This window comes from Mycolicibacterium sp. XJ662 (assembly GCF_053484035.1).
In genome coordinates this window covers 96948-119690 of sequence record NZ_JBEFTL010000012.1, presented here as the reverse complement: position 1 = coordinate 119690, position 22743 = coordinate 96948, and the positions used below count along the sequence as shown (strand labels likewise).

The 22743-nt window shown below is 68.4% G+C and carries 23 protein-coding genes; 3 read left to right on the top strand and 20 right to left on the bottom strand.

Annotated elements, in window-relative coordinates; all coding sequences use genetic code 11:
- Positions 1-104 precede the first annotated feature (104 nt).
- The 7 genes from lgt to ABQE93_RS24040 form a co-directional block, all read right to left on the bottom strand.
- The gene (gene lgt, locus ABQE93_RS24070) at positions 105-2447 is read right to left on the bottom strand and encodes a prolipoprotein diacylglyceryl transferase (RefSeq protein WP_448410911.1); all 2343 of its coding nucleotides are present in this window, start codon (positions 2445-2447) and stop codon (positions 105-107) included.
- Positions 2444-3232, bottom strand: coding sequence for a tryptophan synthase subunit alpha (gene trpA / locus ABQE93_RS24065; protein ID WP_448410912.1), 789 nt, complete (start codon positions 3230-3232; stop codon positions 2444-2446). The genes lgt and trpA overlap by 4 nt, the downstream gene beginning before the upstream one ends.
- Positions 3229-4488, bottom strand: coding sequence for a tryptophan synthase subunit beta (gene trpB / locus ABQE93_RS24060; RefSeq protein WP_448410913.1), 1260 nt, complete (start codon positions 4486-4488; stop codon positions 3229-3231). Before trpB ends, trpA begins: the two co-directional genes overlap by 4 nt.
- Before the next feature lie 3 nt (positions 4489-4491).
- Positions 4492-5310 carry an indole-3-glycerol phosphate synthase TrpC gene (gene trpC, locus ABQE93_RS24055; RefSeq protein ID WP_448410914.1) on the bottom strand — a complete coding sequence of 273 codons (819 nt, stop codon included), beginning with the start codon at positions 5308-5310 and terminating at the stop codon, positions 4492-4494.
- Positions 5311-5381: 71 nt separating this feature from the next.
- A complete protein-coding gene (locus tag ABQE93_RS24050; RefSeq protein WP_448410915.1) occupies positions 5382-5975 on the bottom strand; it encodes a TIGR02234 family membrane protein in 594 nt (197 codons plus the stop codon).
- Positions 5972-7498, bottom strand: coding sequence for an anthranilate synthase component I (locus tag ABQE93_RS24045; RefSeq protein ID WP_448410916.1), 1527 nt, complete (start codon positions 7496-7498; stop codon positions 5972-5974). The genes ABQE93_RS24050 and ABQE93_RS24045 overlap by 4 nt, the downstream gene beginning before the upstream one ends.
- Before the next feature lie 3 nt (positions 7499-7501).
- Positions 7502-8230 (bottom strand): phytanoyl-CoA dioxygenase family protein, encoded by a 729-nt coding sequence (locus tag ABQE93_RS24040; RefSeq protein ID WP_448411040.1) that lies wholly within the window; start codon positions 8228-8230, stop codon positions 7502-7504.
- Positions 8231-8376: 146 nt separating this feature from the next.
- Here ABQE93_RS24040 and ABQE93_RS24035 point away from each other — a divergent pair, with 146 nt between their 5' ends.
- Complete coding sequence (locus tag ABQE93_RS24035) at positions 8377-8841, top strand: peroxiredoxin (RefSeq protein ID WP_448410917.1); 465 nt, start codon at positions 8377-8379, stop codon at positions 8839-8841.
- Here ABQE93_RS24035 and ABQE93_RS24030 read toward each other — a convergent pair.
- The 10 genes from ABQE93_RS24030 to ABQE93_RS23985 form a co-directional block, all read right to left on the bottom strand.
- Positions 8833-9744 carry an alpha/beta fold hydrolase gene (locus tag ABQE93_RS24030; protein ID WP_448410918.1) on the bottom strand — a complete coding sequence of 304 codons (912 nt, stop codon included), beginning with the start codon at positions 9742-9744 and terminating at the stop codon, positions 8833-8835. The two genes, ABQE93_RS24035 and ABQE93_RS24030, sit on opposite strands and share 9 nt — an antisense overlap.
- Positions 9741-10085 carry a phosphoribosyl-AMP cyclohydrolase gene (gene hisI / locus ABQE93_RS24025; protein ID WP_448410919.1) on the bottom strand — a complete coding sequence of 115 codons (345 nt, stop codon included), beginning with the start codon at positions 10083-10085 and terminating at the stop codon, positions 9741-9743. The genes ABQE93_RS24030 and hisI overlap by 4 nt, the downstream gene beginning before the upstream one ends.
- On the bottom strand, positions 10082-10864 hold the full coding sequence (hisF, locus tag ABQE93_RS24020) for an imidazole glycerol phosphate synthase subunit HisF (protein WP_448410920.1): 783 nt from the start codon (positions 10862-10864) through the stop codon (positions 10082-10084). Before hisF ends, hisI begins: the two co-directional genes overlap by 4 nt.
- Positions 10864-11679, bottom strand: coding sequence for an inositol monophosphatase family protein (locus ABQE93_RS24015; protein ID WP_448410921.1), 816 nt, complete (start codon positions 11677-11679; stop codon positions 10864-10866). The genes hisF and ABQE93_RS24015 overlap by 1 nt, the downstream gene beginning before the upstream one ends.
- Positions 11680-12420: a bifunctional 1-(5-phosphoribosyl)-5-((5-phosphoribosylamino)methylideneamino)imidazole-4-carboxamide isomerase/phosphoribosylanthranilate isomerase PriA gene (priA, locus tag ABQE93_RS24010; protein ID WP_448410922.1), complete on the bottom strand. Its 741-nt coding sequence runs from the start codon at positions 12418-12420 to the stop codon at positions 11680-11682.
- A 5-nt stretch (positions 12421-12425) separates the two neighbouring features.
- Positions 12426-13070, bottom strand: a complete 645-nt coding sequence (gene hisH, locus ABQE93_RS24005; RefSeq protein ID WP_448410923.1) for an imidazole glycerol phosphate synthase subunit HisH — start codon at positions 13068-13070, stop codon at positions 12426-12428.
- The gene (gene hisB / locus ABQE93_RS24000) at positions 13067-13681 is read right to left on the bottom strand and encodes an imidazoleglycerol-phosphate dehydratase HisB (RefSeq protein WP_448411042.1); all 615 of its coding nucleotides are present in this window, start codon (positions 13679-13681) and stop codon (positions 13067-13069) included. Before hisB ends, hisH begins: the two co-directional genes overlap by 4 nt.
- 8 nt (positions 13682-13689) lie before the next feature.
- A complete protein-coding gene (locus tag ABQE93_RS23995) occupies positions 13690-14796 on the bottom strand; it encodes a histidinol-phosphate transaminase (protein WP_448410924.1) in 1107 nt (368 codons plus the stop codon).
- The gene (gene hisD, locus ABQE93_RS23990) at positions 14793-16175 is read right to left on the bottom strand and encodes a histidinol dehydrogenase (RefSeq protein WP_448410925.1); all 1383 of its coding nucleotides are present in this window, start codon (positions 16173-16175) and stop codon (positions 14793-14795) included. The genes ABQE93_RS23995 and hisD overlap by 4 nt, the downstream gene beginning before the upstream one ends.
- A gap of 79 nt (positions 16176-16254) precedes the next feature.
- On the bottom strand, positions 16255-16752 hold the full coding sequence (locus ABQE93_RS23985; protein ID WP_448410926.1) for a hypothetical protein: 498 nt from the start codon (positions 16750-16752) through the stop codon (positions 16255-16257).
- 767 nt (positions 16753-17519) lie between these two features.
- Here ABQE93_RS23985 and ABQE93_RS23980 point away from each other — a divergent pair.
- Both ABQE93_RS23980 and ABQE93_RS23975 read left to right on the top strand, forming a co-directional pair.
- Positions 17520-18731, top strand: coding sequence for a PGRS repeat-containing protein (locus tag ABQE93_RS23980; protein ID WP_448410927.1), 1212 nt, complete (start codon positions 17520-17522; stop codon positions 18729-18731).
- Between the two features lie 83 nt (positions 18732-18814).
- Positions 18815-19225 (top strand): nitroreductase family deazaflavin-dependent oxidoreductase, encoded by a 411-nt coding sequence (locus tag ABQE93_RS23975; RefSeq protein ID WP_448410928.1) that lies wholly within the window; start codon positions 18815-18817, stop codon positions 19223-19225.
- A 6-nt stretch (positions 19226-19231) separates the two neighbouring features.
- On the opposite strand, the gene nadC is transcribed toward ABQE93_RS23975, so the two are convergent.
- From nadC to nadA, 3 genes are read right to left on the bottom strand one after another with little or no spacing between them, the layout of a single operon-like run.
- A complete protein-coding gene (nadC, locus tag ABQE93_RS23970) occupies positions 19232-20098 on the bottom strand; it encodes a carboxylating nicotinate-nucleotide diphosphorylase (RefSeq protein WP_448410929.1) in 867 nt (288 codons plus the stop codon).
- Entirely contained in the window at positions 20098-21666 is a 1569-nt protein-coding gene (locus ABQE93_RS23965; RefSeq protein ID WP_448410930.1) for an L-aspartate oxidase, read from the bottom strand. Before ABQE93_RS23965 ends, nadC begins: the two co-directional genes overlap by 1 nt.
- Positions 21663-22688 carry a quinolinate synthase NadA gene (gene nadA / locus ABQE93_RS23960; protein WP_448411044.1) on the bottom strand — a complete coding sequence of 342 codons (1026 nt, stop codon included), beginning with the start codon at positions 22686-22688 and terminating at the stop codon, positions 21663-21665. The genes ABQE93_RS23965 and nadA overlap by 4 nt, the downstream gene beginning before the upstream one ends.
- Positions 22689-22743 lie beyond the last annotated feature (55 nt).

Here is a 22743-nt window from a genome sequence, read left to right as displayed (position 1 = left end):
CGAAAACGGATTACGTTGCCGACCAGCCACTTTCACCAAGCACAGGCATCAACCGCACACGCAGCCCCGACCAGCCTGTGGATGAATTCGCCGTTGGGGATAACTCAGGACTTCCGGCGCCTACGCAACCAGCGGCGAACGCGTCCCTGGGGTTCAGGGGGTGAAACGGGTGAAAAGGGTTTCGGCTCTTCGACGACAGGTGTCTCAGTCGCGGACTTGCCTTCTTCTTCGCTCTCGGCAGCACCGACGTCGTCATCAGCGGGTTGATCCTCTGCGCCAGTTTCCTCGTCGGCTTCGGCCTCTTCGTCGACCTCAGCGGCGACGTCTTCTGCCTCCTCGAGACCCTCCACGGCGGCCTCATGGGCTTCGGCGGCGGCTTCCTCGGCCTCGACGGCCTCCTCACCTTCGACAGCGCCGACACCGGCCTCAGGCTCGACGGGTTCGTCGGCAGACTCGTCAGCGTCGGCCTCTTCGTCGACTTGCGCGGCGACGTCTTCTGCCTCTTCGAGACCCTCCACGGCGGCCTCATGGGCTTCGGCGGCGGCTTGCTCGGCCTCGACGGCCTCCTCACCCTCGACCGCGCCGACACCAGCCTCAGGCTCGACGGGTTCGTCGGCAGACTCGGCGACGTCCTCTGCCTCCTCGGGACCCGCGCCCGCGCCGACACCAGCTTCAGGTTCCGCACCCTCGTCCTCGGCCTCATGGGCTTCGGCGGCGGCTTCCTCAGCCTCGACGGCCTCCTCACCCTCGACCGCGCCGACACCAGCCTCAGGCTCGACGGGTTCGTCGGCAGACTCGCCAGCTTCGGCCTCTTCGTCGACCTCAGCGGCGACGTCTTCTGCCTCCTCGAGACCCCCCACGGCGGCCTCATGGGCTTCGGGCGCGGCTTGCTCGGCCTCGACGGCCTCCTCACCCTCGACCGCACCGACACCAGCCTCAGGCTCGACAGGTTCCTCAGCAGACTCGTCGGCTGTCTCTTCGGCCAATGCCTCCGCGGCCTCGTCGAGTTCTGCACCGAGTTCGTCAGCGTCGTCGACACCGGCCTCAGCTTTCGCAGGCTCCGTGTCTTGGGCCAATGCCTCCGCGGCCTCGTCCAGTTCTGCACCGAGTTCGTCGGCGTCGTCGATATCGGCTTCGGACTCTTCGCCGGCTTCCGCGAACTCCTGAGCTTCGACGATCTCCTCAGACGACGCCTCTTCGACTTCGTCGGCGAGCGCTTCGGCTTCAGCCGCAGCTTCGGACTCCGCAGGCGCTTCTTCCTCGCCTTCGGCCGCGAACTCCTCTGCCTCCGCGAGATCGTCGGCCGGCACCCCGGCGACGTCGGCGCCAAGCTCTTCTGCCTCAGCGGCTTTGTCGGCTTCCTCACCCGCCTCCGCGAACTCCTCCGCCTCGGCGATGTCGTCCGACGGTGCGCTCAGGACATCGGCGGTGAGCTTCTCCGCTTCGCTCGCGGCCTCGGACTTGGGTTCGTCATCGCCGGTCTCGGCGTCCTTCTCGTCGTCGACGGCGACCTTCGCCGCAGCCACCACACCCGCCGTCGCGCCCACCGCCGCAAGCTCTTCGGTCACGTCCTCAGCGGACACCGCCTTGCCCTTCAGCGTGGCCGGGTCTTCGCGGCCCTTCGGCGCAACCATGATGTAGACCACCGCGCCGATGAACACGAACGTCGACGTGAATGAATTGATCCGCACGCCGTCGATGAGCGTCGCATCATCGACCCGCAACAGCTCGATCCAGAACCGCCCGAGGCAATAACCCGCGACATACATCGCGAACAATCGGCCGTGCCCGAGCTTGAACCGACGGTCCACGTAAATCAGGAACGCGAAAACCAACAGGTTCCACAGTAATTCGTACAGGAACGTCGGATGTACGACCTGCAGCACCTCACCGGTCGACACGCCGTTGAGGTTGTCGATCAGACCGTTGGAGTTCCTGCGCTCGTAGATCTCCAAACCCCACGGCAACGTCGTCTCGCCGCCGTACAACTCCTGGTTGAAGTAATTGCCCAGCCTGCCGATGCCTTGGGCCAGAATGATTCCCGGTGCGATCGCATCGCCGAACGCCGGTAACGGAATACCGCGGCGACGGCATGCGATCCACGCCCCCACCCCGCCGAACGCCACCGCACCCCAAATGCCGAGCCCACCGTCCCAGATCCGGATCACCCCGGCGAGGCCCGCGCCGCCCTCGCCGAAATAGCGCCACCAGTCGGTGATGACGTGATAGAGCCGACCGCCAATGAGACCGAACGGCACAGCCCAGAGCGCAATGTCGTAGATGACGCCGCGTTCGCCGCCCCTGGCCTCCCAACGCCGGTCGCCGATCATCAGCGCTGCCACGATGCCGACGATGATGAACAGCGCGTAGGCCCGCAGCGGCACCGGGCCGAGCTGCCAGACGCCCTGCGACGGACTGGGAATGTAGGCCAGGACCGTCGTCGTCACGCGGTGACCCTCTGCCGGACACCGTCGGCCAGTTCCTCGGTCAGCTTTCCGAGCGCTTCGACGCTGTTTTCCAGCGCGGAGACCAGCGCTGAGCCCACGATCACCCCGTCAGCGTAGGCCGCGATCTCCGCGGCCTGCTCCCGCGAGCGCACGCCCAGGCCCACCCCGACCGGGATGTCGGACACGTCCTTCACGCGACGCACCAGCTCGGGGGCCGCCGCCGACACCGCGTCGCGTGCGCCGGTCACCCCCATCGTCGATGCCGCGTAGACGAACCCGCGTGACGCCTCCACGGTGGTCGCCAGCCGCTCCGGCGTCGACGACGGCGCAACCAGGAAGATCCGGTCCAGATCGTGGGCGTCTGATGCAGCGAACCACTCGTCCGCCTCGTCGGGGATCAGATCCGGCGTGATGATGCCCAGCCCACCGGCCGACGCCAGATCACGCGCGAACGCATCGACGCCCCAGCGCAGCACCACATTCCAGTACGACATCACCACGGCCCGGCCGCCGGCGTCGCTGATCGCCTCGACCGCGGTGAGCGCATCACGCACCCGCACCCCGCCGCGCAGCGCCGCGTCCGCGGCCGCCGCGACCGTCGGGCCATCCATCCCGGGATCCGAATACGCGATCCCGACCTCGACAATGTCGCAGCCCGACTTGACCAACGTCGTCATCGCCGAAATCGACGTCGGCACATCGGGGAACCCGGTCGGCAGATAGCCCATCAGCGCCGCGCGCTGCTCGGCACGACACGTCTCGAACAGCGGACCCAGTCGACTCACGATGCACCGTCCAGCAGCCCGAACCACTTCGCGGCGGTCTCGACATCCTTGTCGCCACGGCCGGACAAGTTCACCAAGATGACGCCGCCGCGGCCGATTTCGCGGCCCAACTTCAAAGCGCCCGCCACCGCATGCGCCGATTCGATGGCCGGGATGATGCCCTCGGTGCGACACAGCAGCCCGAACGCGTCCATCGCCTCGGCATCGGTGATCGGTTGGTACTCCGCACGGCCGATGTCCTTCAGGTAGGCGTGTTCGGGGCCGACGCCCGGATAGTCCAAACCCGCTGAGATCGAATGCGATTCGATGGTCTGTCCGTCCTCGTCCTGCAGCAGATACGAGAACGAACCCTGGAAGGCCCCCGGCGACCCCCCGGTGAAAGTCGCCGCGTGGCGGCCGGTTTCGACGCCGTCACCGGCGGCCTCATACCCCACCAGCCGCACATTCGGATCGTCGATAAACGCGTGGAAGATGCCGATCGCGTTGGAGCCGCCGCCCACACACGCCGTCACCGCGTCGGGCAATCTGCCCGCCTGGGCCTGGATCTGCGCGCGCGCCTCCAGGCCGATCACCCGCTGAAGGTCACGCACCATCATCGGGAACGGGTGCGGTCCCGCGGCCGTGCCGAAGCAGTAGTAGGTGCTGTCGGCGTTGGTGACCCAGTCGCGGAACGCTTCGTTGATGGCGTCCTTGAGGGTCTTGGAACCCGCCTCGACCGACACCACCTCCGCGCCGAGCAGTCGCATCCGCGCCACGTTCAACGCCTGGCGCGCGGTGTCGACGGCGCCCATGTAGATGACGCACTCCAAGCCCAGCAGCGCGCACGCGGTCGCGGTTGCCACCCCGTGCTGGCCCGCCCCGGTTTCGGCGATCACCCGTGTCTTGCCCATCTGCCGCGCGAGCAGCGCCTGGCCCAAAACGTTGTTGATCTTGTGGGATCCGGTGTGGTTGAGGTCTTCTCGCTTCAGGAAGATCCGCGCGTCGCCGGCGTGCTCGGAGAGCCGAGAAGCTTCATACAGCGGTGACGGCCGTCCGCTGTAATGGCGTTGCAACCGGTCCAATTCGTCGAGAAACGTCTGATCGCCGCGGGCCTTCTCGTAGGCGGCGGTGACTTCTTCGATGACCGCCATCAGCGCCTCGGCAACGAACCGGCCGCCGTAGGCGCCGAAGTGACCGCGGGTGTCGGGGTCATGGCCGCTGGGTTCGGCCACGCCCGCGCTCGAACGCGGCAGTTCCGGCCCGGTGAGGTCGGCCACGTGTCAGCGCGAGGGTTTAGGGCACGACGGATGCGCGCCGGCAGTGACCAAATCGGCAACGGCGCCGCGCGGGTCGCCGCTGGTGACCAACCCCTCGCCGACGAGCACCGCGTCAGCTCCCGCGCCGGCGTAGGCCAGCAGGTCGGCGGGGCCGCGCACCCCGGATTCCGCGATGCGGATGACGTCGGTCGGCAACCCCGGCGCGATCCGCGCGAAGCAGTCACGGTCGACGTTGAGCGTCTTGAGATCCCGTGCGTTGACGCCGATCACGGTGGCACCGGCCGACAGCGCCCGGTCGGCTTCCTCCTCGGTGTGCACCTCGACGAGCGCGGTCATGCCCAGCGATTCGGTGCGTTCCAGCAGCGAATCCAACACCGGCTGCTCCAACGCCGCGACGATCAACAACAGCATGTCCGCGCCGTGTGCGCGGGCCTCGTGGATCTGATACGGCCGGACGATGAAATCCTTGCGCAACACCGGAATTGACACCGTGGCGCGCACAGTGTCCAGATCCTCAAGGGAACCGTTGAACCGGCGCTGTTCGGTCAGCACGCTGACGATGCGTGCGCCGCCGTCCTCGTAGGCGCGGGCCAACTCGGCCGGATCACCGATCGGCGCCAACTCGCCGCGCGAGGGGCTGGCACGTTTGACTTCGGCGATCACGCCGATGCCGGGCGCGCGCAACGCAGCCATCACATCAAGCGGCGGCGGGGCGTCCTTGGCGCGTGCCTTGATCTCGGCCAGCGGTATGACGGCCTCGCGGGCGGCGACGTCGGCGCGGACTCCCTCGATGATCGAGTCGAGTACGGTTGCCGAACTCATGGGTCCGAATCCCTTCCGCCGTCGCGCCCAATGGTCTGCATCGAAGGGTACCGGCCGCACCCCACCGTCGATCACCGGCCCTTGGTCTCTGGATCGGTCGGGTCGCGCGTCGGATCGGCGCCCTGATCGAGGGCGTCCCAGATCCTGCGTTCGGACATCTCGTCACCGGGCTCCTCGGACGGCGCCGCGGCTCGGCGCGTGTAGCGGGACACGCTGGAACGTTTCGTGGCCGCCGACCGCAGGAGCAGCACCGCGGCGACGAGCGTGACCACCGCGGCGACCAACGTCAGCACCGCGCCCCCGTAGTGGCGCTGGCTGTCGATCAGGTCGGCGACGGGCGCCTCGGCGATGTGCGACGCGCGTACCGCCACGTCGGCCGTCGTCCACAGGGTGATCGCCAGATAAGCCATTCCACCGCTGCTGGCCGCCACCAACAGCGCCAGCAGGCGCAGCGGCCAGCCCCGCACCGCCAACACAGCGACAGCAGCAGCCACCAACAGCACGGCGAGGGGCACCACCGCCGTCGACCACTGGGCGCCGGACAGCGCGACGGTCCTGGGCTGTCCCAGACCGTCGAACGACGTCACCTCGACCCAAGTCATGCGCGACGCACCCCACAGCGCGGCCGCGGCGAGCACGAGGGTGACCTGGGCGATCCGGATCACGGCTCGGCCAGGGTTTCGGCGGCGGCGATGGCGTTGAGCACCGCGCGCGCCTTGTTGGCCGCCTCGGTGTACTCGTAGGGCCCGTTCGAGTCGGCCACGACTCCCCCGCCGGCCTGCACGTAGGCGGTGCCGTCGCGCATCAGCGCGGTGCGGATCGCGATCGCGAAGTCGGCGTTGCCCGCAAAGTCCAGGTAGCCCAGCACGCCGCCGTAGAGGCCGCGGCGGGTCTTTTCAACCTCTTCGATGAGCTCCATCGCGCGCACTTTCGGCGCCCCCGACAAGGTGCCTGCCGGAAAGCACGCCGTCACCGCGTCCAGCGCGGTCTTGCCGTCGGCGAGCAGCCCCGTCACCGTCGACACCAGATGCATGACGTGGCTGTAGCGCTCGATGTGGCTGTAGTCCTCGACCCGCACGGTCCCGGGCCGGCAGACCCGGCCCAGATCGTTGCGTCCGAGGTCGACGAGCATCAGGTGTTCGGCGCGTTCCTTGTCGTCGGCCAGCAACTCCTTTTCGAGCAGCAGGTCCTCCTCCTCGGTCGCCCCGCGCCACCGCGTGCCCGCGATCGGGTGGGTGGTGGCGCGGCCGTCCTTGACCGTCACCAATGCTTCCGGACTCGAGCCGACCACCGAAAAATCCAGCCCGCCATCGGCGTTGGGCACGTTGAGCAGATACATGTAGGGGCTCGGATTGGACACCCGCAGCATCCGATACACGTCGAGCGGGTCGGCGTCGGTGTCCATCTCGAACCGCTGCGACGGCACCACCTGGAACGCCTCGCCGGCTTCGATGTCGCCGACGAGCTTGTCGACGATCGCGGTGTACTCCTCGACGGTGCGCTGCGAGCGGTGCAGCGGCTGCGGGCGGCTGAACGTTGCGACCGTCGACGGCAGGTGCTCGGAGAGCGCCGCGGTCATCACGTCGAGACGCTTCACGGCGTCGTCGTAGGCCCAGTCGACGCGTTCGTCGGTGCCGTTCCAGTTCACCGCGTTGGCGATCAGCGTGATGGTGCCCTCGTGGTGGTCGACGGCGGCGATGTCGGTGGCCAGCAGCAGCAGCATGTCGGGCAGGCCGAGGTCGTCGACCGCCAGCGACGGCAGCTTCTCCAGGCGGCGCACCATGTCGTAGGCGAAGAAGCCGACCAGACCGCTCGACAGCGGCGGCAGACCGGGCAGCGGTTCGGTTTCGAGCAGCGTCAGCGTCGCGGTCAGCGCCGTCAGCGGGTCACCGCCGCTGGGCGCGTCCTGCGGTGTGGTGCCCAGCCACACCGCTTCCCCGTCGCGCACCGTCAGCGCCGATGGGGCGCCCGCGCCGATGAACGACCAGCGCGACCAGGACCGGCCGTTCTCGGCCGACTCGAGCAGAAACGTTCCCGGCCGGTTGGCGGCGAGCTTGCGGTAGGCCGACAGCGGCGTCTCGCTGTCGGCGAGCACCTTGCGTGTCACCGGTACCACCCGGTGCTCGCCGGCCAGCGCTCGGAAATCTTCGCGCGACGTGGTCACGGACAGGCTGGCGGTGGTTGGCACCCCTCAATCTTCCCAGACGCAGCCCAGCGGCGAGGACGACGCCGGTGTCAGCGGGCTGGTCAGCACGACGGGTGACTGGGCCATGAACCGCGGGGTGGCGCCGCGGTGCTCGTCGGCGGCGTGTGCGGTGAACGGGTGCAGCAGGTACATGTCGCCGGGCGCCCCGGTCGCGTACGCCACGTCGCGTCCGGTGCTGACGCGGTCCACCAGCGCGCCCATCTCGGTGAAGTCCACGGGGTCGGGCCCGAGTGCGCGGACCACGTCGCGGTGCGAGCCGATGCGGATGCGTGTCGGCGCGTCGTGTGGCCCGACATCGGAGAGCAGGGTGAGCAGCAGCATCGTGTGCGGACGCCCGGTGACCGCCCACGCCCCGTCGGGTAGCGGCGTGTTCGCGTCGATATGCCAGCCGCGGTCGTCGGCGACGGGGGCGACCGGAAAGCGCACCGGGATGTTGCCCAGTGTGCCGCGGGGCTGCCATCCGCCGACACCGCAGATGCGATCCAGCGCGGCGGCCAGCGTCGGGCTTTTCAGCAGCTCGCCGAACGGGCCCGCGCCGGTCGGGTCGACGGCCCACCGCACCGGTTCCGACCATCCGTTTGGGTCCTGCGGGGACAGCCCGAGTTGGCGCCACAGCAGGTCTCGCGCCGCATCGCCGACCGCGCGCGGTACAACCCGCTCGAGTTTGAGGTAGCCGTCGGAGATGAACGCGTCGATATCGAGGGTTTCGGGCATCGCCGCAGAGGCTTTCACGGCCATGAGCGCAGGCGCCAACGATTTTTGGTCCTCGAGACTGACGCAATGGTCGATCCGACGGCCCGAAACCAACCAAAACGTCGGCCTGGGCGATAGGGCGGCGGTCAGCGCGTAGCGTGACCGGCATGAAACAGGGTGACAAAGTTGCCGAGTTCAGTCTGCCGGACCAGACGGGCACCGTCCGCAGCCTCACCGAGCTACTGGCCGACGGGCCGATCGCGCTGTTCTTCTACCCCGCCGCGATGACCCCGGGCTGCACCAAGGAGGCCTGCCACTTCCGCGATCTGGCGGCGGAGTTCGCCTCGGTCGGGGCCAGCCGGGTCGGGATCAGCACCGATCCCGTCGACAAGCAGGCGAAGTTCGCCGACAAGGAGGGCTTCGACTATCCGCTGCTGTCCGACGCCGAAGGCGCGGTGGCCAGCCAGTTCGGCGTGAAGCGCGGCCTGCTCGGAAAGTTCATGCCCGTCAAGCGCACAACGTTCGTCATCGACACCGACCGCACTGTGCTCGCCGTGATCGCCTCCGAGATCAGTATGGACAGCCACGCCGACAAAGCCCTCGAGGTGCTGAGGCAGCGCCAGTCAGCGTGAAGCGGGGCCGATGAAGTCGACCGCCGCGCGGATCGCGGGGCGGTGCCGCAGAAGCCGGTAATGCGCCAATCTGCCCAGACCTTTGGTGGTCACCAACTGTGCGCCCGGCCATGACGCGACCACCCGTTCGCTGGTCTCGTAGGGTGTGTCCGGGTCGTCCGGATCATGGATGAGCAGCAGCGGCGGATAGCCGGTGCGGGCGCCGACGACGGTCATGTTGGTTTCGTACAGCGGCATCTCGATGCGGCGTTCCAGGCGCCGGTGCAGACCCCTGCGGATGCGCGGACCGAAGCCGTGGCGTACCGCGAAAAGGTCAAGATAGAGCGGGAATTCGCCCATCGGCGCCAGATACACCAGACGCTCGACTTTCGCGCCATCGGCGATCGCGAACGTGGTCGCGTTGGCACCGAGGGAATGAGCGATCACCGCTCGCGCCGGGCCGTGTTGTCCGATCATGGCCCTGACCGCTTCTGCGCACTCGATGAGCGTGGTGCGGCCGGGCTTCAGCGCCCCCGCCTCGGACTCGTTGTGGCTGGGCAGGTCGAACGCGATCACCCGGTGACCGGATTCGACGAGCGGTTTGATGAACATGCCCAGATGCGGGCGCCGCCCGCCCCACCCGTGCACGAGATAGATTGGTGGCCCCTCGCCCCACGATTCGCCCACGATCCGGTGGCCGTCCCAGTGCGCTTCCAGCGGCTCGCCGGGTGCGACACCCGGCGGCAGGCGCAGGTCAAAATCCATGACCGGCGGGGTGCACCACAGTTCGACCGCCCACCGCGACCCGATGACGGGCGCAACGCGCTCCAACCACCAGAACGCCCGACGCACGCGCGGGTCGACCGGCGGTTCGATGCCCGATCCCTTTACGGCGTCGGGGGTCGCAGGTTCGAATTCGGTCACGGCGGCCCGAGTAGCTCGTCGGCGTCAAAGCAGGTGTGAGCGCCGGTGTGGCAGGCCGCGCCGACCTGATCGACCTGCAGGAGCACGGTGTCGCCGTCGCAGTCCAGCCGCACCGAGTGCACGTACTGGGTGTGGCCCGACGTCGCACCCTTGATCCACTGTTCGCCGCGTGAGCGCGAATAGTACGTCGCTTCACGCGTTTCCAGCGTACGGGCCAGCGCGTCGTCGTTCATCCATGCCACCATGAGGACCTGCCCGGTGCTGCGCTCCTGCGCCACAGCCGCGACCAGGCCGTTGGCGTCGCGCTTGAGCCGCGCCGCGATCTGCGGATCCAGGCTCATCGCACCACTATCCCTTCGGCCGCCATCGCCGCCTTCACCTCCGCGATGGTCAGTTCGCGGAAGTGGAACACGCTGGCCGCCAACACGGCGTCGGCGCCGGCGGCGACCGCCGGTGCGAAGTGCTCGACCGCGCCGGCGCCGCCGCTGGCGATCACCGGCACGGTGACCGCCCCGCGGACGGCCTTGATCATCGGCAGATCGAAACCCGCCTTGGTGCCGTCGCAGTCCATCGAGTTCAGCAGGATCTCGCCGACGCCGAGTTCGGCACCGCGCAAAGCCCATTCGACGGCATCGATGCCGGTACCGCGTCGGCCGCCGTGCGTGGTGACCTCCCAACCCGACGGTGTCGGCTGCTCGCCATGCGGAACCGTGCGGGCATCCACGGACAACACGATGCACTGCGACCCGAACTGACGCGACAACTCGGCCAGCAGTTCGGGGTTGGCGATCGCGGCGGTGTTGACCGAGACTTTGTCGGCGCCGGCCCGCAGCAACGCGTCCACGTCGGCCACCGACCGCACCCCGCCACCGACGGTCAGCGGGATGAACACCTGCTCGGCGGTCTGCTTGACGACCTCCAGCATGGTGGCCCGGCCCGATGACGACGCCGTGACATCGAGGAACGTCAGCTCGTCGGCGCCTTCGGCGTCGTAGACGGCGGCCAGTTCGACCGGATCGCCTGCGTCACGCAGGTTTTCGAAGTTGACACCTTTGACCACCCGGCCGTCGTCGACATCGAGACACGGGATGATCCGCACCGCAAGGTCTTTGGGGTTCATCAGTAGTCCTCGGCTTCACCGACCGATTGGACGAGATCCAGCAGCTGCCTGTGCACGCGGGGCGCTCCGACCAGCACCGACGGCGCCGACGCTGTCCATTCGTTTCCGGCCAGGTCGGTGGCGATGCCGCCGGCGGCCTCCACCAGCGCGATCCCCGCGGCGTGGTCCCAAACATGGCCACTGAAACTGACTGCGCCGCCGAGGATGCCCGCGGCGGTGTAGGCGAGGTCGATACCGGTCGCGCCGTGCATCCGCAGCCTCGAGCATTTCCGGCTCAGGTTTTCGATGATCGCGAGGCGGTACCGTCCGGGCACCCTGCCGCGCGAGTCGACGTTGAAGGTGGTCACCCCGACGATGGAGTCGTCGAGTTCGCCGGGTTGCAACCGGTCCTGCTCGACGCCGTTGTAGCGCAGCGGTCCACCCTGGACGCCGGTGAGCCGTTCACCGGTGAACGGCAGCCACGTCAGACCCGCCACCGGCTTCCCATCCTGCAGCAGGCCCAACAGGATCGCCGCGAGCGGAGATCCGGCCGCGTAGTTGAATGTGCCGTCGATCGGGTCAAGCACCCACACCAGCGGCGAACCCAGGTCGGCGCCACCGAATTCCTCGCCGTGCACGTCGATGCCGGTGTTGGCTCTCAGCGCCTCGACCACTTGCCGTTCGATGGCCAGGTCGACCTCGGTGGCGAAGTCGTTGCCCTTCTTCTGCACAGCGGATTCCGCGCGGTGGCCTTCGATGAACGGCTTGGCCGCATCGTCGAGGATCGCAGTGGCCTCGGCGACGAGCCTGTCGAGTTCTGTTGTGTCAAGCGCCATCTACGACCTCACCGCGGCCAGCGCCTCCGGCAGCGTGAACCGCCCGGCATACAGCGCCTTGCCGACGATCGCGCCTTCCACGCCGCGGTCGGTCAGGGTCGCGATGGCCCGCAGGTCGTCGAGGCTCGATACGCCGCCGGACGCGATCACCGGGGCCTCGGTGCGTTCGGTGACCTGCCCGAGCAACTCGAGGTTGGGGCCCTTGAGCGTGCCGTCTTTGGTGACGTCGGTGACCACGAAGCGTGAACATCCTTCGCGGTCAAGGCGTTCCAGCACTTCCCACAGGTCGCCACCGTCGGTTTCCCAGCCGCGCCCGCGCAACCGGTGCGCGCCGTCGACGATCTTCACGTCCAGCCCGACCGCGACGCGGTCGCCGTGTTCTGCGACGACGCCGGCGCACCACGTCGGGTTCTCCAGCGCGGCGGTCCCGAGGTTGACGCGCGCGCACCCAGTGGCCAGCGCAGCGGCCAGCGATTCGTCGTCACGGATGCCGCCGGACAGCTCCACCGCGACGTCTAGCTTGCCGACCACTTCGGCGAGCAATTCCCGGTTGCTGCCGCGGCCGAACGCCGCGTCGAGATCGACCAGGTGGATCCACTCCGCGCCGTCGCGTTGCCAGGTCATCGCCGCATCGAGCGCCGAACCGTATTCGGTTTCGCTGCCGGCCTGGCCCTGTACCAGGCGCACAGCGCGGCCCTCGACGACGTCTACGGCGGGAAGAAGAATCAGTCGCTTCGACACATCGGTCAACCTAACCCCCTGACCCAGTTGGTGAGCAACGCGGCACCGGCGTCCCCGCTCTTCTCGGGGTGAAACTGTGTCGCCGACAACGCTCCGTCCTCGACCGCGGCAAGGAACGGGACGTGGTGGGTGGCCCATGTCAACTGCGCGTCGGGCCGGCCTTCCCATTGCTGCGCGGCGTAGGAGTGCACGAAGTAGAAGCGGGTTTCGGCGTCCAGCCCGTCGAACAGCCGGGTGCCCTGCGGCGCGTCGACGACGTTCCAACCCATGTGCGGTATGACGGGGGCATCGAGCCGTACCACTGACCCCGGCCACTGGCGGCAGCCCTCGCTTTCGTTGCCGAACTCGACGCCGCGGCTGAACAGGATCTGCATGCCGACGCACACCCCGAGCACCGGGCGGCCCGCCGCCACCCGGGCGGCGATGACCTTCTCACCGCCGATCCTGCGCAGCCCTGTCATACAGGTTTCGAACGCGCCGACCCCCGGAACCACCAGACCGTCGGCGTTCTCAGCGGCCTGGGTGTCTGAGGTCACCGTGACGTCGGCGCCGACGCGCTCGAGCGCACGTTGCGCGGAACGCAGGTTGCCCGAGCCGTAGTCGAGGATGACGACGCCGCGGCGGTGCCGCGAATGCGCTTTGGATCTCATAGCATCCCTTTGGTGGAGGGCACGCCGCTGACCCGCGGGTCGTACTCGGTTGCCTGACGCAACGCGCGGGCGACGGCCTTGTACTGGGCCTCGGTGATGTGGTGCGGGTCGCGGCCGTAGATGGTGCGCACATGCAGCGCGATGCGGGCGTTGGAGGCCAGGGTCTCGAAGACGTGCCGGTTGATCACGGTGTGGTACGGCACTTCTGAGCCGGCAATCGTGGTGTGCAGCATGTGTTCGGGCTCGCCGGTGTGCACGCAGTAGGGCCGACCGGAGACGTCGACGGCGGCGTGGGCCAGGGTTTCGTCCATCGGGATCCAGGCGTCGCCGAAGCGGCGGATGCCCTTCTTGTCGCCCAGCGCCTGACCCAGCGCCTGACCGAGCACGATCGCGGTGTCCTCGATGGTGTGGTGGCCTTCGATCTCGACGTCGCCGTCGGCGTGCACGGTCAGATCGAAGCTGGCGTGGCTGCCCAGCGAGGTGAGCATGTGGTCGTAGAACGGCACGCCGGTTCTAACGTCGACGCGTCCGGAGCCGTCGAGGTCGAGTTCGACGGTGATGTCGGATTCCTTGGTCTTGCGTTCGATTTTCGCGCGGCGTGGCGCGCGCACGGGTTCGGTCACGATGCTCCTATTCGGGCGCTGGCGGTCAGCAGCGCGTCGTTCTCTTCGGCCAGACCGATGGTCGAGCGCAGGTATCCGGGGAGACCGACGTCGCGGATCAACACCCCGGCGTCCAGATAGCGCTGCCAGGTTGCGGGTGCGTCGGCGAACTCGCCGAACAGCACGAAGTTGGCGTCGCTGGGGATGACGCGAAAGCCCATGGTACTTAACGCCTCTGCTACGCGGTTACGTTCGGCGATCAGCTCGGCAACGCTGCCGAGGGTGTCGTCGGCGTGGCGCAATGCGGCGCGCGCGGCGGCCTGGGTGATCGACGAGAGGTGATACGGCAACCGGACCAGCAGCAGCGCCTCGATCACGGCAGGCGCGGCCGCCAGGTATCCGAGTCGCCCACCGGCGAAGGCGAAGGCTTTGCTCATGGTGCGGGTGACGACGAGCTTGGTCGGATAGTCGTCGATGAGGTTGACCGCGCTGGGCTGCGAGGAGAACTCGCCGTAGGCCTCGTCGACGATGACGACCCCTGCCGGGGTGGCCTCCAGCAGCAGACGCAGCTGATCGAGCGAAATGCTCTGTCCCGACGGATTGTTCGGGCTCGCGAGGAAAACAATGTCCGGGCGATGCGCTCTGATGGCCGCGACGGCGACGTCGGTGTCGAGGCTGAAGTCGGCGGCCCGGTTGGCCACCAGCCACGTGGTCTGGGTGCCGTCGGAGATGATCGGGTGCATGGAGTAAGACGGCACGAAACCGATCGCGCTGCGGCCCGGGCCGCCGAACGCCTGCAACAGCTGCTGCAGGATCTCGTTGGAACCGTTGGCGGCCCAGAGGTTTTCCACGCTCAGCGCGGTACCGGTCTGCACGGTGAGGTACGCGGCCAGGTCGGCGCGCAGCGCGACGGCGTCGCGGTCGGGATACCGGTTCAGGTCGCCGGCGACCGCGTGGACCGAAGCCGTCACGTCATCGACGATCGCCTTGGTCGGCGGATGCGGGTTCTCGTTCGTGTTGAGCCGTACCGGGACGTCCAACTGCGGTGCGCCGTACGGCGACTTGCCGCGCAGGTCGTCGCGCAGCGGCAAGTCGTCGAGCGTGACGTTCTTGGCGAGCGTCACGTTTCGAACCTCCGCCGAACCGCTTCGCCGTGGGCGGGCAGGTTTTCGGCCTCGGCGAGGGTGATGACATACCCCGAGACGTCCTTGAGCGCCGTCTCGTCGTAGTCGACGACGTGGATACCGCGCAGAAACGTCTGCACCGACAGGCCACTGGAATGCCGTGCGCAGCCTGCCGTCGGCAGCACGTGGTTCGATCCCGCGCAGTAGTCGCCGAGGCTGACCGGTGCGTAGGGCCCGACGAAAATGGCGCCGGCCGAACGGATTTGCTGTGCGACGGAGCGCGCGTCGGCGGTCTGGATCTCCAGGTGCTCGGCGGCGTACGCGTTGACCGTGCGGATGGCCTCGACGAGGTTGTCGACGAGCACGATCGCCGACTGCCTGCCGCCTAGCGCGGCGGACACCCGGGCGCGGTGCACCGTGGTCTCGAGCTGGGTGGCAAGCGCACGCTCGGTGGCGTCGGCCAGCGCCACGTCAGGGGTGACCAGCACGCTGGCGGCCATCTCGTCGTGCTCGGCCTGGCTGATCAGGTCCGCGGCGACATGCGCGGGATCGGCGGTGTGGTCGGCGAGGATCGCGATCTCGGTCGGGCCCGCCTCGGCGTCGATGCCGACCTGGGACCGGCAAATGCGCTTGGCGGCGGTGACGTAGATGTTTCCGGGCCCGGTGATCATGTCCACGGGCGCCAACTCGGCGCCGTCGGTGTCCGCACCGCCGTAGGCCAGCAGCGCGACGGCCTGTGCACCGCCGACCGCCCACACCTCGTCGACGCAGAGCAGCGCGGCGGCGGCCAGGATCGTCGGGTGCGGAAGGCCACGGAAGGGTCCGGGCTCCGACTGCGGCGGGCTGGCGATCACCAGGGAGTCCACCCCGGCCGTCTGCGCCGGAACGACGTTCATCACCACGCTGGAGGGGTAAACAGCGTTGCCGCCCGGCACATACAGCCCGACCCGTTCGACGGGCACCCAGCGCTCGGTGACCGTGGCGCCGGGGGCCAGCGCGGTCGTCATATCGCTGCGGCGCTGATCGGCGTGCACGGCGCGGGCACGGTCGATGGCCACCTCGAGCGCGGTGCGCACCTCCGGGTCGAGTTCGGCCAGCGCCGCCTGCAGGCGCTCGTGCGGCACCCGTACCCGGTCGGGGCGCACACCGTCGAACGATTCGCCGTATTGCAGGGCGGCCTCAGCGCCGCGTGCGGCTACCGCATCGACGATCGGACGGACCTTGGGCACGACGGCGTCGACATCGACACCGCCCCGGGGCAGGGCCGAGCGCAACCGGGCGGCCGAAAGCTCAGCGCCGCGCAGATCGATGCGGGCGATCGTGGAAGGCGGCCCCGCGGCCTTGGTATCCGGGGAGGTATCCGGGAACGATGCGCTCACCCTGCCATTGTCCCAGAACAGGCCAAATCGATATCGCCGCGGCAAGCGGCAAGGCTCTGCGGTCAGCTACAGCAGGCGCTCACTGGCACAGTTCGATGAGCTTGTTGCTGGCGGCGTCGGCCTCCTGCAACCGCGCGGCCTGTTCGGGATCGGTGTTCGGGGTGCCTGCGGTGGAGCGCGAACCGATGTCCATCAGATGGTTGGCGAAGGTCCGCACGGCGTCGGCGAGTTCCTGTGGGGTGTCGGGCTGCAGACGGGCCAGCAGGTACTGGCCACCGTCGTAGAGCGCCACGCGGGCGTTGGCCGCGACGGCCAGTGAGCCGGTGACGTCCTCAGGGCCGCCGGGCGGCTGCAGGTTGGTGTTGATCTGGACGCCGTTGCGCACGACGGCGAAGGTTTGGCAGATGCTGGCCTTGGGGTCATCGGTTTCGGTGCCGGTGAAGAGCGAATTCGACTGCGGCGGCTGCTCAGGTTCCTTCAACAATGCCCAGACGGCGAGACCTCCCGCGACAAGCGCGACGACCAACGCCGCGACCGAAACGATGAAACTCCTTGACGACCCCGATGCTTCAGACATGCCGCTGATCGTAGCGACCGCGCCGGGCTCGACTACGAAGTCGGGTCGGCGAGTACGCAGAAATTGCTTCGCGCGTGCAGCAAATGACGAATGCGGCAATAGCCCGGCGCTTTCCGCTGTCGCCCTCTGACCGCGTAATGCGAAGCGCGGCGCAAATTCAGCAAACTTGCACAGCCGCCATTGTCGAAACTTTCGGCTATCAAGATCAGTTAGCTAGCTTCACTAGTAGAGATAGTTTCGTCCGAAATTAGCTGATCTTGATCGTTAGCCAGATAACGAAGAAACGCCTTGCCCTGATTGCCGGATGCGCAACTTGTCGGCGATGGGAGCAGGCGCCAGCGAACGGGGCAGAGCGATCGGCCCTCGGCCTGCTCCGGGGCTGGTATAGGACTTTCGACGTTGCACAACTTTGCCGGACTTTTCGATATTTTGCGCCACTACCTGGGCTTTCTGCGACGTCGATGATCGTGGATGCACCAGCGGCACACGGGGCATGCGTGGGCGCGACGGCCTCATCGCAGCAAGCCACAACGAGGAAATAAACGATCGTGTCAGCACGTCAGAACGGTTTGCGAAAAATTCTGCGTCCAATTTGACCAAGTTGCTGGCCTTTGCTCTTCAGAGGTGTCAATATGGTCCCAACCGGCATTCATCGATTAGCTGTGTGAAGACCAGACGTTGGGGGCTGAAGCAAATCGGTCCACGGTTGCGCGAATGGTAATCGGCGGGGGTCGGGTGCGTGATCCATTTTCATGAAGGGGAGAAACATGTCCACTGCAACTTCTGCCGGTAAACACCGCGCAGCTGCACGAGGTACCAACGTCCGGCGCGCGGTTGGCGGCGCAATGGCCGGCGGGGCCATGGCCGCGGCATTCGTCGGTTTCGGCTCGGCCGGTACGGCGCAAGCTGCACCGCTTGATTGCCCGCTGTTCTGTGATTTCGCGGGGGGCAGCTTGGTCGGCGACGGCGGTGCGCCTCAGGCTCTCGCGTTCAACCCGGGCGATGCGGTGAACTTGTTCAACCCCATCCTCGACAACCCGCTGACGTTGGTGTTCACCTTCGGGATGATCGGCAACGGCGCCGACGGCAACGCGCTTCACCCCGACGGCTTCAACGGCGGCTTCCTGTTCGGCAGCGGTGGTGACGGCTACAGCCCGACCGCGGTCGACGGTCTCCTCATCCCCGCCGGCAACGGCGGCAATGCCGGCCTCTTCGGCGGCAACGGCGGCAACGGCGGCAACGGCGCCGATGCACTCCTCGGGATCGGTCCCGCGCAGAACGGCGGCGCCGGCGGCAACGGCGGCTTCTTCGGCAACGGCGGCGACGGCGGCGACGGCGGCAACGATTCCGGCGTTCTCGGTGATGCGCAAGGTGGCAACGGCGGCGCGGCGGGCCAGGGCGGGTTCGTCGGAACCGGCGGCTCCGGCGGCGACGGCGGTGACGCCGAGAGCCTCACCGGCACAGCCACTGGCGGCACCGGCGCTGACGGCGCCAACGGCACCATCGGTGGCGGTGACGGCGGTGACGGCGGCAACGCCACCTCGACCGTCGGCGCAGCTACCGGCGGCGACGCCGGTGATGCCGGCAACGCCGACTTCTTCGGCGGCGGCGGTAGCGGCGGTAACGCCGGTCACGCCACCTCCACCACCGGCACAGCCGCCGGCGGCAACGGCGGTGACGGCGGCAGCGGCGGCTTCGTCGGCGACGGCGGTAACGGCGGCAACGCCGGCAACGCGACATCCGCGGGCGGCAACACCAACGGCGGTAACGGTGGAGACGGCGGCAACGGCGGCTTCTTCTCCGACGGCGGCAATGGTGCCAGCGGCGGCAATGCCAGCGGTGGCGACTCAACCGGCGGCAACGGCGGCAACGGCGGATCCGGTGGCATCTTCGGCAACGACGGCAGCGATGGCCCGGACGGCAACGATGGCAGCGACGCCCCCGACAGCGCCGACAGCGACAGCGGCGACTCCGAGTAGTCGCTTCGTCGGCTGACGCCGAAACCAAAGTGGCGATGCCCGTCCCCTTGTGGGGCGGGCATCGTCACGTAATCTCAACATCCATGTCCGCCAAGGATCACCCCAACAACGCCCCGGGCGTTCCGATGGTCTATCCGCCGGCGTTCGAGCGCCTGCAGATCAAGTACATGAACCCCGTGGTCAAACGGATGGCGCGGTTTCTGCCCGGCGTCGCCAAGATCCGCCACCGCGGCCGCAAATCCGGGGCGACCTACGAAACCGTCATCACCCCGTTTCGCAAGGACAACACGCTCGCCATCGTGCTGGGCCACGGCAAGACGGACTGGGTGAAAAATGTGCTCGCCGCGAACGAGGCCGAGGTGGTCTTCGGTTCGCGCACGGTCCGCATCGTCAACCCGCGGATCGTGCCCGCCGGCGGCGACGCGGAAGGCCTGCCGTTTGCGGCCCGCACGCAGGCCAAGAAGATGGCCGTGCTCGTCGCCGATATCGCCTAGAAGTCGCTAGAGGTCCAAGCCGATGTCGAGCACTGACACCGAGTGCGTCAGCGCGCCCACGGCCAGATAGTCGACACCGGTGCCCGCGTACTCTGCCGCGGTGGCCAGCGACAAACCGCCCGAGGACTCGAGTTTGGTTGCCGGCGAACGAGAGTCGCGTCGCTGCACGGCAATCTGCGTCTGCCACACCGGGAAGTTGTCGAGAAGCACCAGCGCTTCATCGCCGAGATCCTCGGCCAGGATTTCATCGAGTTGTTCGAGCGAGTCGACCTCGACTTCACACGGCAGCCCCGGTGCGGCCGCGCGTACGGCCCGCAGCGCGGCGACCACTGAACCGGCGGCCGCCACGTGGTTGTCCTTGATCAACGCCGCGTCGCCCAGACCCATGCGATGGTTGACGCCGCCGCCGACGCGCACCGCGTACTTCTGCAGGGCGCGAAGACCCGGCAGCGTCTTGCGGGTATCGCGGATCTTGGCCTTCGTCCCCGACACCGCATCCACCCACGCCGCGGTGGCCGTCGCGATACCGGAGAGGTGGCATACCAGGTTCAGCGTCGTCCGCTCGGCCGTCAGCAGGCCCTGCGTGAGCGCCTCTACGGTCAGCACGGCGGCGCCGGGTTCGACCCGTGTCCCGTCGGCCACCCGGTGCGACACCTGGTATCCGTCCGCGCCGAGCACCTCGTCGAACGCCAGCAGCGCGACATCCACACCGGCGATCACCCCCGCCTCGCGGGCGACCATCGACGCGGTCGTCGTCGCATCGGCGGGCACCGTGGCCAGCGTGGTGACGTCGGCGCCGTAGCGCAGGTCCTCCTCGAGCGCGCAGGCGATCACCCGGCGCGCCTCGGTCAACTCGTCGGCGGTCAGTTCCATCAGCAGTACGTCGCCGCGGCAACCAGGCTGCGTGAGAGCGCGGGATCGGTAGCCGGATGGTCACGCCGATGGTGGCACCCGCGGGATTCGGTGCGGGCCAAGGCCGCCGAGGCCAGAGCACCTGCAGTCGTGGTCAGCGCGACATCCTCGAAATCGGTGCGCGAGCGGATAACGCGCTGCGGCGCGTCCTCGAGCTGCGCTGCCAGTACGCCGAGGCCGTCTGCGTCGCGCATCACCGACGCGTGGCGCGACATCGCCGCTTGCAGGTCCGCGCGCCGCAGTGCGCACCGTGCCACCGGCTCCGGCGGGTGTGCGGTCACCGGCGCCGACGTCAAAGCGTGTGCGGCTGCGGCGTTTCCGGCGCGACCGCCGACCACCAGTCCCTCGAGCAGGCTATTGGACGCCAGCCGGTTCGCGCCGTGCATGCCGGTACAGGCCACCTCACCCGCGGCGAACAGACCCGCGATGTCGGTGCGGCCGTGCACGTCGGTGAGGACGCCGCCGCAGCTGTAGTGCGCGCCGGGAACCACCGGAATCGGCTCGACGGTGGGGTCGATACCGGCGGCCCGGCAGGCGGCGGTGACGGTCGGAAACCGGGTGGTGAAGTCGGCGATTCGCCGGGCGTCCAGATACACACACTCGTCGCCGGTGGCCTCCAGCCGGGCGTGGATCGCACCGGCGACCACGTCGCGCGGCGCCAGATCTCCCATCGGGTGCACGCCCTCGGTGACCGAAGTCCCCTGGGAGTCAATCAGAACGGCGCCTTCACCGCGGACCGCCTCGGTGATCAGCGGACGTCGACCGCCGGCGTTTCTGTCGAACAGCATGGTCGGATGGAACTGCACGAACTCCAGGTCGCCGATCGGCAGCCCCGCCCACATCGCCAGCGCCACACCGTCACTGGTCGACCCGGCAGGGTTGGTGGTCGCCGAGTAGAGATGGCCCAGTCCCCCGGTCGCCAGGATCACCGAAGGTGCGTGCACCACGCCGGGACCGTCGTCGCTGAGCACCAGCACCCCGGTGACCGCATCGTCGTCGCAGAGCAGTTCGACCGCGACGTGGTTGTGCCGGATGTCCAGGACCGCGGCGGCGCCGTTGAGTGCCCTCTGCACCTCCGCGCCGGTCGCGTCTCCCCCCGCGTGGATGATCCTCCTGCGCGAATGGCCCCCTTCGCGGGTCAACGACCACCGCCCCGGCACAGCTTCGTCGAATCGGGCACCGTCGCCGACCAGGTCGCGGACGGCCCGGTAGCCGTCGGCCACGATCGAGCGCACCGCCTCCGGGTCGCACAGGCCCGCACCGGCGGCCAGCGTGTCGGCGACGTGCGCCTCGACCGAATCCCCGTCCTCGCGCAGTGCGTCCGGTAACACCACGGCGATACCGCCTTGCGCGAAAAGGGTTGCGGTATCGGAGGTCTTGCTCAGCACCACCACTTTGCGGCCGAGCCGGTGCGCGGCCAGACCCGCGACCAGCCCGGCCACCCCGGTGCCGATCACGACGACGTCAGCGCGCTGCTGCCAGTGGCCCGCCCAGGGGCCCGACCCGCCGCAGGCCGCGGGACGCGTCATTCGCCGCCGCCGGGCTGGCCGATCTCGATCATGCGCTGCACGCTGGCCCGCGCCAGCCGGGCGGTCTCCGGGTCGACGTCGACCTCGTCCTTACCCTCCAGCAGGCAACGCAACAGGGCGGCGGGCGTGATCATCTTCATGAACTTGCACGACGCCCGGTCGTTGACGGCTTGGAAGTCGACTTGCGGCGCGGCCCGGCGCAACTGGTGCAGCATGCCGACCTCGGTGGCCACCAGCACCTGCCGCGCGCCGGTCTCGCGGGCGGCGTCCAGCATGCCGCCGGTGGACAGGATCTTCACCCGGTCCTCTGGAAACGCGCCTTCACCGGCCAGATACAACGCCGAAGTGGCGCAGCCGCATTCGGGATGGACGAACAGTTCGGCCTCCGGATGGCTGCGCGCCTGGTCGGCGAGTTCGTCACCGTTGATGCCGGCGTGCACGTGGCACTCACCCGCCCACACATGGATGTTTTCGCGGCCGCTGACCCGTCGCACGTGGGCGCCCAAAAACTGGTCGGGGCAGAACAGCACATCGCGATCCGCCGGAATCGACTCGATCACGTCGACCGCGTTGGACGACGTGCAGCAAATGTCGGTCTCGGCCTTCACCGCAGCCGTGGTGTTGACGTAGGAAACGACCACGGCCCCAGGGTGTTCGGCTTTCCAGGCGCGTAGCTCGTCGGCGCTGATGGAGTCGGCGAGCGAACAGCCGGCGCGCTGGTCCGGGATCAGCACGGTCTTGTCCGGGGACAGGATCTTGGCGGTCTCGGCCATGAAGTGCACGCCGCAGAACACGATGGTGTCTTCGGGCGCGTCGGCAGCGATGCGCGACAGCGCCAGGGAGTCACCGACGTGGTCGGCCACCTCCTGAATGGCGGGCAGTTGATAGTTGTGCGCCAGCAGCGTCGCGCCTCGCAGGTCGGCCAACCGACGAACCTCGGCGGCCCATTGCTCGTCGCCGTCGACGCCGGAGTAGCCGGTCGCACCGTCGGTGATCCGGCTGGCCAGATCGTTGGCGGGCATACGGTCGAGAACCGTCACGGTGTCTCCTCCATCCCGTATCGGGGTTTTCGACTTA

Excerpts from the sequence above, each read along its gene's own strand:
- nadA (WP_448411044.1), bottom strand. The coding sequence starts at position 22,688 with ATGCCCGCCAACGATCTGGCCAGCCGGATCACCGACGGTGCGACCGGC.
- ABQE93_RS23965 (WP_448410930.1), bottom strand. The coding sequence starts at position 21,666 with ATGACGCGTCCCGCGGCCTGCGGCGGGTCGGGCCCCTGGGCGGGCCAC.
- trpC (WP_448410914.1), bottom strand. The coding sequence starts at position 5,310 with ATGAGTTCGGCAACCGTACTCGACTCGATCATCGAGGGAGTCCGCGCC.
- hisH (WP_448410923.1), bottom strand. The coding sequence starts at position 13,070 with ATGAGATCCAAAGCGCATTCGCGGCACCGCCGCGGCGTCGTCATCCTC.
- ABQE93_RS23975 (WP_448410928.1), top strand. The coding sequence starts at position 18,815 with ATGTCCGCCAAGGATCACCCCAACAACGCCCCGGGCGTTCCGATGGTC.
- ABQE93_RS23985 (WP_448410926.1), bottom strand. The coding sequence starts at position 16,752 with ATGTCTGAAGCATCGGGGTCGTCAAGGAGTTTCATCGTTTCGGTCGCG.
- ABQE93_RS24015 (WP_448410921.1), bottom strand. The coding sequence starts at position 11,679 with ATGGCGCTTGACACAACAGAACTCGACAGGCTCGTCGCCGAGGCCACT.
- ABQE93_RS24040 (WP_448411040.1), bottom strand. The coding sequence starts at position 8,230 with ATGCCCGAAACCCTCGATATCGACGCGTTCATCTCCGACGGCTACCTC.
- nadC (WP_448410929.1), bottom strand. The coding sequence starts at position 20,098 with ATGGAACTGACCGCCGACGAGTTGACCGAGGCGCGCCGGGTGATCGCC.
- ABQE93_RS24035 (WP_448410917.1), top strand. The coding sequence starts at position 8,377 with ATGAAACAGGGTGACAAAGTTGCCGAGTTCAGTCTGCCGGACCAGACG.
- hisF (WP_448410920.1), bottom strand. The coding sequence starts at position 10,864 with ATGAACCCCAAAGACCTTGCGGTGCGGATCATCCCGTGTCTCGATGTC.
- ABQE93_RS23980 (WP_448410927.1), top strand. The coding sequence starts at position 17,520 with ATGTCCACTGCAACTTCTGCCGGTAAACACCGCGCAGCTGCACGAGGT.
- hisI (WP_448410919.1), bottom strand. The coding sequence starts at position 10,085 with ATGAGCCTGGATCCGCAGATCGCGGCGCGGCTCAAGCGCGACGCCAAC.